The organism is Phycicoccus flavus (assembly GCF_004025965.2).
Lineage (GTDB): Bacteria > Actinomycetota > Actinomycetes > Actinomycetales > Dermatophilaceae > Phycicoccus > Phycicoccus flavus.
In genome coordinates this window covers 1-13,230 of record NZ_SAYU02000091.1, presented here as the reverse complement: position 1 = coordinate 13,230, position 13,230 = coordinate 1, and the positions used below count along the sequence as shown (strand labels likewise).

The window sequence follows — 13,230 nt, the reverse complement described above, 5'->3', positions numbered from 1 at the left end:
CAGCTCCAGGAGGTCACCGTCGGGTTCGACGACGACGGCCGGCTGCTCGCCCTCGACGTGCGGTTCTGGCACGACAACGGCGCCTACACCCCGTACGGGATCATCGTCCCGATCATCACCGCCACCCAGCTGCTCGGGCCGTACAAGCCGGGCGCCTACCGGGTGGAGTTCTGGTCCCTCTACACCAACACCGTCCTCGTCACGCCCTACCGCGGCGCCGGCCGGCCGCAGGGCTGCTACGCGATGGAGCGGACGATGGACGCCATCGCCGCCCACCTCGGCCTGGACCGGGCCGAGGTCCGCAGCCGCAACTTCATCCAGCCGGACGAGATGCCCTACGACCACGGCCTGATGTTCCAGGACGGGCGGCCGCTGAAGTACGACTCCGGCGACTTCCCGGCCTCGCTCGAGAAGCTCAAGGCCCTCGTCGGCTGGGACGACTTCGCCGCCCACCGCGAGCAGGCGGCGGCCGAGGGCCGCCGGGTCGGCATCGGCATCGGCTGCTACGTCGAGGGCACCGGGGTCGGGCCCTACGAGGGCGGGCACGTCCAGGTCGAGACCAGCGGACGCGTCAACGTCGCGACGGGCCTCACCACCCAGGGCCAGGGGCACCAGACGGTGCTCGCGCAGATCGTCGCCGACGAGCTCGGGGTGCCGCTGGACGACGTCCACGTGACCACCGGCGACACCCGCCGGATGGCCTACGCCGTCGGCACCTTCGCCTCCCGCGGTGCGGTGATGTCCGGCAACGCCGTGGCGCTCGCCGCCCGGGTCGTGCGGGCCAAGGCGCTGCGGATCGCCGCCGACGCCCTCGAGGTCTCCCCCGACGACCTCGACATCGAGGACGGCCTCATCTCCGTCCGCGGCGCGCCGGGGTCTCGATCGACCTCAAGACGGTGGCCGTCCTGTCCAACCCGCTGCGCTACGCCTTCGACGCCTCCGCGCAGGCGGCCACCCAGTTCGCCGGCACCTTCGACCCGGACAAGCCGCCGGTGGCCGACGACGAGGAGCCGGGCCTGGAGGGCCAGGACTTCTACTCCCCCACCCAGGCCACCTTCGCCAACGGCATGCACGCCGCCGTCGTCGAGACCGACCCGGTGACCGCCGAGATCCGCATCCTGCGCTACTGCGTCGTCCACGACTGCGGGACGATGGTCAACCCGATGATCGTCGAGGGGCAGGTCCACGGCGGCGTCGCCCAGGGCGTCGGCGGGGCGCTGTACGAGCGGATGGTCTACGACGAGGCCGGCCAGCTGCTCAACGCCTCGTTCATGGACTTCCTCATGCCCTACGCCTCGGAGGTCCCGCACATCGAGACCGACCACCTCGAGACCCCGTCGCCGCTCAACCCGCTCGGCATCAAGGGCGCCGGCGAGGCCGGGTGCATCCCGGTGTCGGCCGTCATCGCCTCGGCCCTCGAGGACGCCGAGGGCTTCCCGATCCGGTCCATGCCCATCTCGCCCGCCGAGCTCTGGGAGCTGCGCCGCACGCACGCCGCCGACCCCGTCCCCGCCCAGGAAGGCACGTCATGAAGATCACCGGGACCTCGGCCCTGGACGCCGGCCCCGAGCAGGTGTGGAACGCCATCCTCGACCCCGCCGTGCTGGCCCGCTGCATCCCCGGCTGCTCCTCGCTGCGGACCGTGGGCGAGGACCGGTACGCGATGACGGTGACCGCCGGCGTCGCGGCCATCAAGGGCACGTACACCGGGGAGGTCGCCCTCACCGACATGGACCGGCCGTCGTCGCTGACGCTGCACGCCAGCGGCGCCGGCGCGCCGGGCACCATCGACGCCGACGTCCGGGTGCGCCTCTCCCCGGCGGAGGGCGGCGGCACCGAGCTCGCCTACGACGCCGACGCGACGGTGGGCGGGACCATCGGCGGGGTCGGGCAGCGGATGCTCGCCGGGGTGACGAAGAAGATGGCCGGGCAGTTCTTCGGGGCCCTGGACGCCGACATCGCCGGCGACGGCGCGCAGGACGTCGCCGCGGCCGGTGCCCCGGCGGCGGGAGGCGCGGGGGGCGCGAGCCCGGGCGGCCCGGTCCCGGCCGGCGAGCCGGAGGTCTACCGTGGACGACGCCGGGCGACGGCGAGCGCCGACGCCAGCGTCCACCTGGACTCGGGTGCGGGCTTCGCCGCCGGCGTCCTCCTCGGCGGGCTGCTCGCGCTCGCCGGCGTCGCGCTCGGCCGGAAGCTGGGAGGCAGCTGATGCGCGCGTTCACCGCCGCCGCCGTGCAGGTGGCCCCGACACCGGGGCCGCTGACCGCCGACTCGGTCACGGCGAACATCACCCACTGCGTCGACATGGTCCGCCGCTGCGTCGAGGCGACCGGCGCCGAGCTCGTCGTCCTGCCCGAGTCCTGCACCACGGGCTTCACCCCCGGCTGCCCGACCGAGGAGCTCTGGGAGCTCGTCTCCGAGGTCCCCGGCCCGGTCACCCGGCGCCTGGCCGACGTCGCCGCCGAGCTCGGCGTCCACCTCGTCCTCGGCACCTACGAGCGGGGGCCGACGCCGGACGTCGTCTACAACGCCGCCGTGCTCGTCGACCCGCGCGGCGAGGTCGTCGGGGTCTACCGCAAGACGCACCCGTTCTGCTCGGAGTCGGTCGACGGCGGCGGCTGGGTCACGCCCGGCGACACCGCCACCGTCGTCGACACCGAGCTCGGCCGCATCGGGATGATCATCTGCTTCGACGGCGACTACCCCGAGCTCGCGCGCATCGAGGCGGTGCGCGGGGCGGAGGTCATCGTGCGGCCGTCGGCGCTGCTGCGCTCGGCGGACGTCTGGGAGCTCACCTCCCGGGCCCGCGCGTACGACAACCACGTCTACGTCGTCGGGGCCAACGCCACCGGCACCGACCCGGCGGGCGTCCTCTACTTCGGCAACAGCCACGTCGTCACGCCGGTGGGGCACATCGTCGCCAAGGCCGCGACCCACGAGGGCTGGGTGTCGGCCCGTCTCGACCCGGCCGAGGCGCTCGCCTCGCTGACCCCGGGCTCGAACGTCGGGCAGGGCTTCGACCACCTGCGCGACCGCAACCTCGACCTCATCCGCAACCACCGCGAGGACCTCGAGGCCCCGGCGAAGACGACCTTCCCGCACGCCTGACCCCGCGGCCGGTGCCGCGACGTCGTCAGGGCAGGTCGTCCGGCCCGCTGACGTAGAAGCCGACGTCGTCGCCCTCCAGCGCGCCGACGGTCAGGCCCGCGCCGGCGGTGGTGCCGACGACGCCGTCCTCGGTGCGCTCGACGTGCCAGCCGGCGCGGGTCATCGCCTCCGCGTAGTAGTCCAGGACGGCCCGGGGGTCGGGGACCGGCACGGTGTCGGTGCAGCCGATGCCCTCGCTGGGACGCAGGTCGAGCGTCACCCCGTCCGGCGTCCCGAGCGTGCGGACGGCCGCCACCGCGCCCTCGTCGCAGTGCTCCGGCTCGCCGCAGCCGGTGAGACCCGCGAGGACGGCGGTGAGCAGCAGCCCGCGGGCGAGGGCGGCCCGGACCACGCGTGCTCCCCCGGTGCCGTCGACCACGCCGTCATGGTGACAGCCGTGGCCGCACGGCCGCCATCACCCCGATCAGGACGGGTGCGGCGTGGCCGTGCGCCGGCCCCGCAGCCGGAAGGTCGCGAACGCGCCCGCCCAGACGATCGCGAAGACCGCGACGAGCCCGAAGCCGGCGTACTCGAGGTCGACCGAGCCGACCCAGCCGAGCCCCGGCACCCCGAGGTACTCGTCGGCCAGCTGGAGCAGCAGCAGTCCGCCGATGACGAGGGCGACGAGCACCGAGAGGAGCGTCACCGTGCCGTTGTAGAGGATCTTGCGGCCCGGGTCGACGAAGGCCCACCGGTAGGCGTGCGACATGACGACGCCGTCGAGGCTGTCGAAGAGGAGCATGCCGCCGGCGAACAGGACGGGCAGGACGAGCACCGCGTACCAGGGCAGGGCGTAGGCGGCGCTCCCCCCGGCGAGGACGAGCAGCGCGACCTGGGTGGCGGTGTCGAAGCCGAGCCCCATGAGCAGCCCGACGGGGTAGACGTGCCGCGGGGAGTCGACCCGGCGCACGGCCCGGTCGAAGAGCCGCGCGAGCAGCCCCCGCTGGTGCAGGTGGTGCTCGAGCGCGTCCTCGTCGAAGCTACCGGCCTTCCAGTGCCGGTAGGCGTGGACGATCCCGAACAGCGCGCTGAGGTTCATCAGGCCGAGGAGGACGAGGAAGACCCCGGCGGCGGCCGTGCCGACGAGCCCGAGCGAGCCCTGCAGCGCCGAGTCCTCGTCCTGGACCTGGCCGGCGAGCGAGCGCACCCCGAGCGCGATGAGGAAGGCCAGGCCGAAGACGACGCTGGAGTGCCCGAGCGCGAACCAGAACCCGGTGTCCAGGGCCTTCTTGCCCTCCCCGACGAGCTTGCGGGTCGTGTTGTCGATGACGGCGATGTGGTCGGCGTCGATGGCGTGCCGGGCCCCGAGGAGGAACGCGGTGACCCCGAGGCCCACCCCGAACACCCCGGCCCCGCCGAGCTCGTAGCCGGCCGGCGCCACGACGAGCAGCAGCACCCCCCAGCCGACGACGTTGAGCACGAGGACGACCGCGGCCATCCAGGCCAGGGTCCGTCGCTCGGCGGACGTCCAGCGCGCGGTGGTGGTCGACATGCTCGTCACCCTATTGCACTCGACTTGCAACAACGAGGTCAGTTCCCCGACCTCTCCGTCCGGCCGGGGGCCGCCCCCGCCACCCGGTTCCGGCGACCCGGGACGCGGGAGTGCCGGAGCGGCTACCCTCGCCGGGACGGTGCCCGGAGCAGGAGGCGCCGGCGACGCACCGGGGAGGGAAGGACGCACATGCAGGTCACGCTGCTCGTCATCGGCGGGGTCGGCATCGCCCTCCTCCTGGTCTCCCTCGTCCTCGGCGACGTCGTCGACGGCCTCCTCGACAGCGTCGGGCCCGACGCGTTCTCCGGTCTCGCCATCGCCGGGTTCCTCGCCGCCTTCGGCTTCGTCGGCGCGCTGACGATGAACGCCGGCGCGTCCGGCGGCGTGGCCGTCCTCGCCGGGGTGGTCGCGGGCGTCGCCGCCGGGGCCGGCGCCGGGTACGCGAGCAGCCGCCTCATGCAGGGCGGCGACGAGGCCACGGTCCGCTCCTCCGGGCTCGTCGGCCTGCGCGGCACCGTCGTCGAGCCCGTCCCCGACGACGGCTACGGCATGGTCAGCGTCGTCGCCTCCGGCCACATCACCCGCCTCAACGCCCGCGCCGACGAGCCGCTGCGCAGCGGCACCGCGGTCGTCGTCACCGCCGTCCTCAGCCCCACCTCGGTCATGGTCTCCCGCCAGGAGTCCTGACCGCTCCCGCACGCCGGACGGAACCGGGGGTCCGTCCGCCACGTCCATCACGTCACCAACGACACGGGTGCCCCGCGCACCCCGAAAGGTCAGGCACCCATGCTCGGGTTCGAAGTCCCGGTCGGGCTCGTCGCCGTCCTCGGTCTCGTCCTGCTCGTCGTCCTCACCGGACTGATCATCGCCTCGCGCTACCGGGTCGCCGGTCCCAACGAGGCGTTCATCGTCACCGGCCGCAAGGGCAACAAGCAGGTCAAGAACCCCGAGACCGGCGAGATCTCCACCGACCTCTCCGGCCAGAAGGTCGTCATGGGCGGCGGCGCGTTTGTCGTCCCGTTCGTCCAGCGGCTGCACATCCTCGACCTCTCGAGCCGCCGCATCATGGTCCAGATCCGCGGCGCGGTCTCGGGGCAGGGCGTCAAGCTCAACCTCGACGGCGTCGCCATCGTCAAGGTCGGCGGCAACGAGGACTCGATCCGGGCCGCCGCCCAGCGCTTCCTCACCCAGCAGGAGGAGATCGAGACCTTCACCCAGGAGACGCTCGCCGGCTCGCTGCGCTCGATCGTCGGCTCCCTCACCGTCGAGCAGATCATCCGCGACCGGGCCGCGTTCGCCCAGCGGGTGGCCGACGAGTCGGAGTCCTCGCTCACCGGGCAGGGCCTCGTGCTCGACACCTTCCAGATCCAGGACATCACCGACGACGGCTCCTACCTCGCCGACCTCGGGCGCCCGGAGTCGGCCAAGGTCGGCCAGATCGCCGCCATCGCCGAGGCCAACGCCCGCCAGGCCGCCGAGCAGGCGCGGATCGCCGCCGAGCAGGAGATCGCGGTCAGCCAGCGCCAGCTCGCGCTCAAGCAGTCCGAGATCAAGGCCGAGACCGACGCCGCGTCCGCGCAGGCGTCCGCGGCCGGCCCGCTGGCCCAGGCCGACCGGGACCAGGCCATCCTCACCGAGCAGGAGAAGGTCGCCGTCCGGCAGGCCGCGCTCAAGGAGCGGCAGCTCGACACCGAGGTCCGCAAGCCGGCCGACGCCGAGCGCTACCGGGTCGAGCAGGAGGCCGAGGGCGCGCGCAACGCCGCCATCGCCCAGGCCGAGGCCCGCAAGGCCGCCTCGATCGCGGCGGCCCAGGCCGACGCCGAGCAGGCGCGTCTCACCGGTGAGGCCGAGAAGGCCCGCCGGTCCGCGCTGGCCGACGCCGAGGCCGTCGAGGGCCAGCGCCGCGGTGAGGCCGACAAGTCGCTGCGTGTCGCCCAGGCCGAGGCGACCCGGGCCGAGGGTGAGGCGCAGGCCGCCGCCATCCTCGCCACCGGGCAGGCCGAGGCCGAGGCGATGAACAAGCGCGCCGACGCCTTCGCCCGCTACAACGAGGCCGCCGTGCTCCAGATGCTCGTCGAGGTGCTGCCGCAGGTGGCGCGCGAGGTCGCCGCGCCGATGGCGGCCATCGACAAGCTCACGGTCATCTCCACCGACGGCGCGGCCGCGCTGCCGAAGCAGGTGACCGACAACCTCACCCAGACGATGACGATGCTCCGGGACACGACCGGTGTCGACCTCCAGACCCTGCTCCAGCGCTACACCGCCGGGCAGGAGTCGGCGGCGACGGAGCCCGCGTCCCCGGGCGGGTCGGTCACGACGACCTGACCCCCGGCACGGTCGAGGGCCCGCCGCACCATCCCGGACTCGGTGCGGCGGGCCCTCTGCCATCGCCAGGCCGGAGGTCGGCGCAGCCAGCGTGCGCCTCCGGTCCTGTCAGGTGTTCGGAGACCCGCGGGGTCCGGATGGGCCGTCCGGGGCCGGCGCCTTCGTCCTTGTCGAGCATTCGACCGGATCGACCGATCCGTCGGCAGCATCTGCCAACGCGGGCGGCCGGGGGCGGCGGGTTGGATCGTGCGCATGGCGGAGGGAGCACGACGCATCCGGGTCGGCATCGACACCGGCGGGACGTTCACCGACGTCGTCGCCGTCGACGAGGACTCCGGGGCGGTCGTCACGACGAAGACGCCGAGCACGCCGGCCAACCCGGCCGACGGCTTCATCGCCGGCATCGAGAAGATCCTCGACGTCATGGGGGCCTCCGGCCGCGACCTCACCGCGGTGTGCCACGGGACGACGGTGGCGACGAACAAGCTCCTCGAGGGCAAGGTCGAGCGCCTCGGCTTCGTCACCACCGAGGGCTACGAGTTCATGCTCGAGATCGCCCGGCAGGCCGTGCCGGACGGCTACGGCAACAGCTACTTCTGGGTGAAGCCCCCGCGCATCGTCCCGGCCGACGCCGTGCGCACGGTGCGCGGCCGGCTCGACGCCACGGGGGCCGAGGTCCGCCCCTTCGACGAGGACGACGCGGTCGCCGCGGCCCGCTTCTTCCGCGAGCGCGGCATCACGACCATCGGCGTCTGCTTCCTCCACGCCTACGCCGACGACTCCCACGAGCTCGCCATGCGCGAGGTGCTGCGCCGCGAGCACCCCGAGGCCGTCGTGTCGATCAGCAGCGAGGTGCTGCGCGAGTACCGCGAGTACGAGCGGGCAATGACGACCCTCGTCGACGCCGCCGTCAAGCCCAACGTCAGCCGCTACGTCGCGAACATCCACGAGCGGCTCGACGCCCTGTGGAGCGACGACGGCGACGGGCCGACCCGCGGCTTCTACGTGATGAAGTCCAACGGCGGGGTGCTGTCGGCCGACGAGGTCACCCGCCAGCCCATCACCACCGTGCTGTCCGGGCCCGCCGCCGGCGCGCTCGGCGCGGCCCTCGTCGCGGGCCGGGCCGGCTTCCCCAAGGTGCTCACCTGCGACGGCGGCGGCACGTCCACCGACGTCTCCGTCGTCCTGGACGGTGAGCCCACCCTGACGACGGAGGGCTCGGTCGGGGCCTACCCGAGCAAGATCCCGATGATCGACGTCGTCACCGTCGGCGCCGGCGGCGGCTCGGTCGCCTGGGTCTCGCCGGAGGGGCTGCTCAAGGTCGGCCCGCACTCGGCCGGCGCCGACCCCGGGCCGCTCTGCTACGGCCGCGGCGGCACCGACCCCACGGTCACCGACGCCCACGTCGTCCTCGGCCGCATCCCGCCGCACCTGCTCGGCGGGGAGATCCCGCTCGACGTCGACGCCGCCCGCGCCGGCCTGGAGCGGCTCGCGGGCACCCTGGGCCTGGACCTCGAGCGCTGCGCCGCCGGCGTCCTGGAGATCTCGGCCTGGAACCAGGCCAACGCCCTGCGCCAGGTCTCGGTCAAGCGCGGGCTCGACGTGCGCGACTTCGTCCTCGTGACCTTCGGCGGCAGCGGGTCCCTGCTGGCCTGCCGCCTCGTCGACGTCCTCGGCCTGGCCGGCGTCCTCGTGCCGGTCAACCCCGGCAACCTCAGCGCCTTCGGGCTGCTCACGGTCGACGTCCGCAACGACTACGTGCAGACCCTCGTCGCCCGGCACGACGGCCTCGACACCGCGCAGGTCGCCGCCGTGCTCGACGCCCTCACGGCCAGGGCGGCCGCGGCCCTGGGTGCCGAGGGCTTCCCCGCCGACCGGCACGAGTTCGTCCGCACCGTCGACCTGCGCTACTTCGGCCAGGCCTACGAGGTGCGCGTCCCCGCCTCCGCCGGCAGCCCGGACGCCGCCTGGGCGGCCGAGGTCGCGGGCCGCTTCCACGACGAGCACCGCCGGCTGTACGGCTACGACTTCCGCGACGACCCCGGCCAGCAGGTCGAGTGGGTCAACCTGCGGGTCACCGGCGTCGGCCCCATCAGCCGCCCCGAGCCGCAGACGCTGGAGCCCCGGGACGCCGCCTCCCCCGTCGCGCCCGGCGACCTCCCGGGGCAGCGCGGGACCCGCGCGGTCTGCTTCGACGCGGCCGACGGCCACGTCGACACCCCCGTGCTCTGGCGGCCCGACCTGCGGGCCGGCGACACCTTCCCCGGCCCGGCGGTGGTCGAGGAGTTCGGCTCCACCGTGCCGGTCCACCCCGGCTTCGCCGTCCGGGTCGACGACGCCGGCAACCTCGTCGTCACCCGGGCCGCCGCCCCGACCGAGGGAGCCCGATGACCGCGACGCCCGTCCCCGACCCGTTCACCGACCCGGAGGGCTACCTCGCGAGCGCCCCGGTGAACCCGGCCGGCCTGCCGACCGCGTACGAGCACGGCGGACGGCTCACCGACGCCGGGACGACCGCCGACCCGGTGCTCGTCGAGATCGTCCAGGGCACCCTGGCCTCGGTGGAGATGGAGGTCGAGACGGCGATCGCCCGCACCTCGCGCTCGCCGATGATCCGCGACGCCCACGACTTCCGCGCCGGCATCCACGACCGGCAGCTGCGCAAGCTCACCGGGCGGTCGTACTCGGCGCTCGTGCACCCGGTCGTGCGCGACTTCCCCGTGGCCCAGATGCGCGAGGGGGACGTGTACTTCCACAACGACGTCTACGAGTCCGAGGGCGGCATCGGGCACCTGCCCGACCTGTGCGTCACCGTGCCGGTGTTCCACGACGGCGAGGTCGTCGCGTTCGTCCAGGCCTTCGGCCACCACGACGACATCGGCGGCGCCGTGCCCGGGTCGATGCCGAGCGACGCCCGCACCGTCTTCGAGGAGGGGCTGTCGGTCCCGCCCATCAAGCTGTGGGACGCCGGCACCCCGAACCGGGCGGCGCTGCGGATCATGACCCGCAACTCCCGGATGCCCGACAGCCTGGCCGCCGACCTCGACGCCGAGTGCTCGGCCTGCCTCATGGGCGCCCGGCGCCTCGGCGAGCTCTTCGCCCGGTACGGCCGGGAGGCGGTCGAGACCGCGTTCGACGCCATCCTCGACGCGACGACCGAGACCTACCGGCGCGAGATCCTCGACCGGATCCCGGACGGGACGTACGTCTGGGAGGACTACGCCGAGCACGACGGCGTCGACGAGCCCACGCTGCACGCCCAGCGGATCACCCTCACCAAGGCCTCCACCGGCGGCCCCGGCCCGGGCGACGGCGGACCGCGGCTGGTCATCGACTTCACCGGCACCGGCCCGCAGGCCCGGGGACCGATCAACCACTGCGGCGACTACGTCGGCGGCAACTTCCTCAAGAAGTGGCTCGCCCCGGTCCTGCGCAACCTCGCCGACTCCCCGGAGCGGATGGCAGAGCTCGACGTCAACGAGGGCGTGGTGCCGCTCATCGAGATGCGCTTCCCGGAGAAGGGCACGCTGCTCACGCCGGTGTACCCGGCGCCGACCAACGCGCGCACCTTCGTCATCCTGCGGCTGCTCGGCGTGCTCGCCGGCGTCGTCGCCAAGGCCGTCGACGGCCGGATGCCCGCCGACCAGGAGACGATCCGCTACACCGGGGTCTACGGGAAGGACGCCCACGGCGAGGACTACCTCATGCGCGAGGTGCTCGGCGGCGGGTCGGGCGGGCGGTACTACGCCGACGGCGAGGACACGATCCACGTCGTCCCGGACAGCCGCAACCTGCCGACCGAGTTCACCGAGTCCCGCTTCCCGTTCCGGGTCGAGCGGCTCGGCCTGGCCGTCGACTCCGGCGGGGCCGGACGGCACCGGGGCGGGCTCGGGTACGAGAAGCACATGCGGATGCTCGAGGACGCGCACTTCATGTCCATCGCGGACCGCTCGATCCTCGCCTGCTGGGGCGTCAAGGGCGGCAGGGCCGGACGGCCCTTCGAGGTCACCGTCGACCTCGGCGGACCGGAGGAGCGTGTCGTCGACGCCCTCGCCGACGCCGAGCCGGTCCGCGCCGGGCAGGTCATCCGCATCCGGACGACCGGGGGCGGCGGGTGGGGCGACCCGCTGGAGCGGCCGTACGACGAGGTCGAGCGCGACCTGCGGTGGGGCAAGGTGTCGTTCGAGGGCGCCCGGGCCGACTACGGCGTCGTCGCGTCCGGCAGCACGGACGACCCCGTGCTCGACGCCGACGCGTCGGACGCGCTGCGCTCCGAGCTGCGGGCGGCTCGCGGCGAGCAGCCGTTCTTCGACCGCGGCCCCGGCTACGCCCGGCTGTCCGGGGGCGCGGTCGCCGCCGACGTCGACTGGCTCTGAGCGGGGCCCCGGCCCGACCGGGTGAGGCGGCGCGCCAGCGCGCGCGGGAACCGGGAGGCGATCGTGTCCACGACCCGCGGCAGCGGACCGATGGCCGTCATCGTCGACCCGAGGGGGGCACCCGGCAGCGCGTCGACGGCGACCATGCCGATGGTCGACGCGGCGAGGGATCCGGCGAGGGCGTCGGCGTCGAGCACCCCCTCGAGCCCGTGCCGCACGACCACCCGGCGCACCGCGGCCGTGACGACCTCGCGCCACACCCCGAGCGAGTCGGCGAGGGCGGCGGCCATCTGCTCGTCGTGGTGGGCGGCGGCCATGACGTGCGTGAGGAGCACGGCGCTGCCGTCGGCGCGGGAGCGCTCGCCCAGCCGGGTCCCGACGGCGTACAGGTCCTCGAAGGTCGAGGCCGCCGCGAGGGCCTCGGCGTAGTCGTCGACCATGGCCCGGGTGGCCCGCGCGTACGCCTGGCGCAGCAGTCCGTCGACGCCGTCGAAGTGGTAGAAGATGAGCGCCTGGTTGACGCCGGCCTCGGCGCCGATGGCCCGGGCGGTGAGGCCGCGGGCGCCGGTCCGGGCGGTGAGCCGGACGGCGGCGTCCATGAGGTCCTGCGGGGTGGTGCGGCTCACGGGGGACACGGTACGCACCGGCGTCGGGTGCGCCCCGGCGGTGGGCGCCACGGCTAGTCCAGCGCGGCGAGCCAGGCCGCGGCGCCGGCGTCCATGAAGACCCCGGACACCGGTCCGAAGTACAGCGCCGGGTCCAGGTGCCGCTCGAAGGCGACGTCGAGCCGGGCGCGGCACCCGTCGTCCTCCTGGGTCCAGGTGAGCGTCCCGGAGCGCACCGTCACCCACCGGGTCAGCCGGCTGGAGTCGCTGTCGACGACCACCCGCAGCGAGGACGCCGTGCGCGACTCGACGTGCGAGTGCACCTCGCCCCCGGCGAGCACGAGGACCTGGGTGTCACCGGGCCGCAGCCCCTCGCCGCCGGCCCGGGTCGGGGTCGGGTACCGGAGGACGTGGAGCAGCCGGCCGCGGTCGGCCTCCGGGTCGATCCGCGGACCCCGTTCGAGCGCGGCCTCGAACTGCGCGCAGCGGGGCGCGACGACGCGCTGCGCGGTGGCGGTCTGCTCGGGGTCGACGCGGGCCCCGGGGACGATGCCCTCGAGGGAGACCAGGAGCAGCACCGGGACCCCGGCCAGCATCCGCCCGTCCCGCCGGCCCAGCCGGGAGAGCCCGTAGGCGAGGGCCGCGACGCCGTAGACGAGCGGGGAGGCGATGAGCACGCACACCGCGGCCTCCTGCAGCAGCGCCGCGACGAGGAGCAGCACGAAGGTCGTGAGCTGGACCAGGGTCCCCCAGCCGCCGCGGACGCGGGGCAGCCCGACCCCGGCGGCGAGCAGGCACGGGACGCCGACGAAGAGCAGGGAGGAGTCGGCCCGGCCGGTGCCGACGACGAGCCCCGCTCCCGTGAGGGCCACGAGCACGACGAGGACGAGCACGAGCGCGGTCCGGCCGCCCCCGCGTCCCTCGTGTCCGTCGCGGTTCGTGCGCCCGTCCGCCGCCTCGTCCGGCGGGCCGGCCTCGTCGTGAGGGCGGTCGCGTCGTGGCGCGGGGCCGTCCGCGGTCGGTCCGGGGCCGTCGTGCTGGCTCATGGTTTGAGCATACGCTCAATCTTGAGCACCTGCTCAACTGTCATCGACCGGGGCGGACGGCTGGCAGAACCTGCCAGGTCGGCGGACCGCCCACCGGCCCCGGTCGCCGGTGGGGGCACGGGGCGGCAGCGGCTAGGTTGACCGCGACCATCCCGAGCCCGCCGACAGGAGCACGCCCGTGCCCGGACCGCTGGACGGCATCACCGTCGTCGACCTCTCCCGCGCCCTCGCGGGTCCGC

The 13,230-nt window shown here is 74.4% G+C and carries 12 protein-coding genes; 8 read left to right on the top strand and 4 right to left on the bottom strand.

What is annotated here, in order from left to right; translation table 11 throughout:
• From EPD83_RS20920 to EPD83_RS18480, 4 genes are all read left to right on the top strand, one after another.
• On the top strand, positions 1–1,101 hold a 1,101-nt coding region (locus tag EPD83_RS20920; protein ID WP_407676041.1), incomplete at its 5' end, for a molybdopterin cofactor-binding domain-containing protein.
• Complete coding sequence (locus EPD83_RS20915) at positions 993–1,532, top strand: molybdopterin cofactor-binding domain-containing protein (protein WP_407676040.1); 540 nt, start codon at positions 993–995, stop codon at positions 1,530–1,532. The genes EPD83_RS20920 and EPD83_RS20915, both read left to right, overlap by 109 nt.
• Complete coding sequence (locus tag EPD83_RS18485) at positions 1,529–2,209, top strand: SRPBCC family protein (protein WP_128366123.1); 681 nt, start codon at positions 1,529–1,531, stop codon at positions 2,207–2,209. Before EPD83_RS20915 ends, EPD83_RS18485 begins: the two co-directional genes overlap by 4 nt.
• On the top strand, positions 2,209–3,108 hold the full coding sequence (locus tag EPD83_RS18480; RefSeq protein ID WP_128366124.1) for a carbon-nitrogen hydrolase family protein: 900 nt from the start codon (positions 2,209–2,211) through the stop codon (positions 3,106–3,108). The genes EPD83_RS18485 and EPD83_RS18480 overlap by 1 nt, the downstream gene beginning before the upstream one ends.
• Positions 3,109–3,133: 25 nt before the next feature.
• Here the strand turns inward: EPD83_RS18480 and EPD83_RS18475 are convergent, their stop codons facing one another.
• Positions 3,134–3,526 carry a hypothetical protein gene (locus tag EPD83_RS18475; RefSeq protein WP_128366125.1) on the bottom strand — a complete coding sequence of 131 codons (393 nt, stop codon included), beginning with the start codon at positions 3,524–3,526 and terminating at the stop codon, positions 3,134–3,136.
• Between the two features lie 45 nt (positions 3,527–3,571).
• The gene (locus tag EPD83_RS18470) at positions 3,572–4,639 is read right to left on the bottom strand and encodes a HoxN/HupN/NixA family nickel/cobalt transporter (RefSeq protein ID WP_205859608.1); all 1,068 of its coding nucleotides are present in this window, start codon (positions 4,637–4,639) and stop codon (positions 3,572–3,574) included.
• Between the two features lie 189 nt (positions 4,640–4,828).
• On the opposite strand from EPD83_RS18470, the gene EPD83_RS18465 reads away from it, so the two are divergent.
• From EPD83_RS18465 to EPD83_RS18450, 4 genes are all read left to right on the top strand, one after another.
• Positions 4,829–5,326 carry a hypothetical protein gene (locus EPD83_RS18465; RefSeq protein ID WP_128366126.1) on the top strand — a complete coding sequence of 166 codons (498 nt, stop codon included), beginning with the start codon at positions 4,829–4,831 and terminating at the stop codon, positions 5,324–5,326.
• Between the two features lie 99 nt (positions 5,327–5,425).
• The gene (locus EPD83_RS18460) at positions 5,426–6,964 is read left to right on the top strand and encodes a flotillin family protein (RefSeq protein ID WP_128366127.1); all 1,539 of its coding nucleotides are present in this window, start codon (positions 5,426–5,428) and stop codon (positions 6,962–6,964) included.
• Positions 6,965–7,216: 252 nt separating this feature from the next.
• Entirely contained in the window at positions 7,217–9,355 is a 2,139-nt protein-coding gene (locus tag EPD83_RS18455) for a hydantoinase/oxoprolinase family protein (protein ID WP_128366128.1), read from the top strand.
• Positions 9,352–11,340 (top strand): hydantoinase B/oxoprolinase family protein, encoded by a 1,989-nt coding sequence (locus EPD83_RS18450; RefSeq protein WP_165566981.1) that lies wholly within the window; start codon positions 9,352–9,354, stop codon positions 11,338–11,340. Before EPD83_RS18455 ends, EPD83_RS18450 begins: the two co-directional genes overlap by 4 nt.
• Here the strand turns inward: EPD83_RS18450 and EPD83_RS18445 are convergent.
• Positions 11,289–11,966: a TetR/AcrR family transcriptional regulator gene (locus EPD83_RS18445; RefSeq protein WP_164896776.1), complete on the bottom strand. Its 678-nt coding sequence runs from the start codon at positions 11,964–11,966 to the stop codon at positions 11,289–11,291. The genes EPD83_RS18450 and EPD83_RS18445 overlap by 52 nt on opposite strands.
• 53 nt (positions 11,967–12,019) lie before the next feature.
• Positions 12,020–12,991 (bottom strand): hypothetical protein, encoded by a 972-nt coding sequence (locus tag EPD83_RS18440; RefSeq protein ID WP_128366772.1) that lies wholly within the window; start codon positions 12,989–12,991, stop codon positions 12,020–12,022.
• Between the last annotated feature and the right edge of the window lie 239 nt (positions 12,992–13,230).

What these genes read in the sequence shown, in the direction of transcription:
- EPD83_RS18485 (WP_128366123.1), top strand. Translation starts at nt 1,529, where the DNA reads ATGAAGATCACCGGGACCTCGGCCCTGGACGCCGGCCCCGAGCAGGTG.
- EPD83_RS18480 (WP_128366124.1), top strand. Translation starts at nt 2,209, where the DNA reads ATGCGCGCGTTCACCGCCGCCGCCGTGCAGGTGGCCCCGACACCGGGG.
- EPD83_RS18470 (WP_205859608.1), bottom strand. Translation starts at nt 4,639, where the DNA reads ATGTCGACCACCACCGCGCGCTGGACGTCCGCCGAGCGACGGACCCTG.
- EPD83_RS18465 (WP_128366126.1), top strand. Translation starts at nt 4,829, where the DNA reads ATGCAGGTCACGCTGCTCGTCATCGGCGGGGTCGGCATCGCCCTCCTC.
- EPD83_RS18460 (WP_128366127.1), top strand. Translation starts at nt 5,426, where the DNA reads ATGCTCGGGTTCGAAGTCCCGGTCGGGCTCGTCGCCGTCCTCGGTCTC.
- EPD83_RS18455 (WP_128366128.1), top strand. Translation starts at nt 7,217, where the DNA reads ATGGCGGAGGGAGCACGACGCATCCGGGTCGGCATCGACACCGGCGGG.
- EPD83_RS18450 (WP_165566981.1), top strand. Translation starts at nt 9,352, where the DNA reads ATGACCGCGACGCCCGTCCCCGACCCGTTCACCGACCCGGAGGGCTAC.
- EPD83_RS18440 (WP_128366772.1), bottom strand. Translation starts at nt 12,991, where the DNA reads ATGAGCCAGCACGACGGCCCCGGACCGACCGCGGACGGCCCCGCGCCA.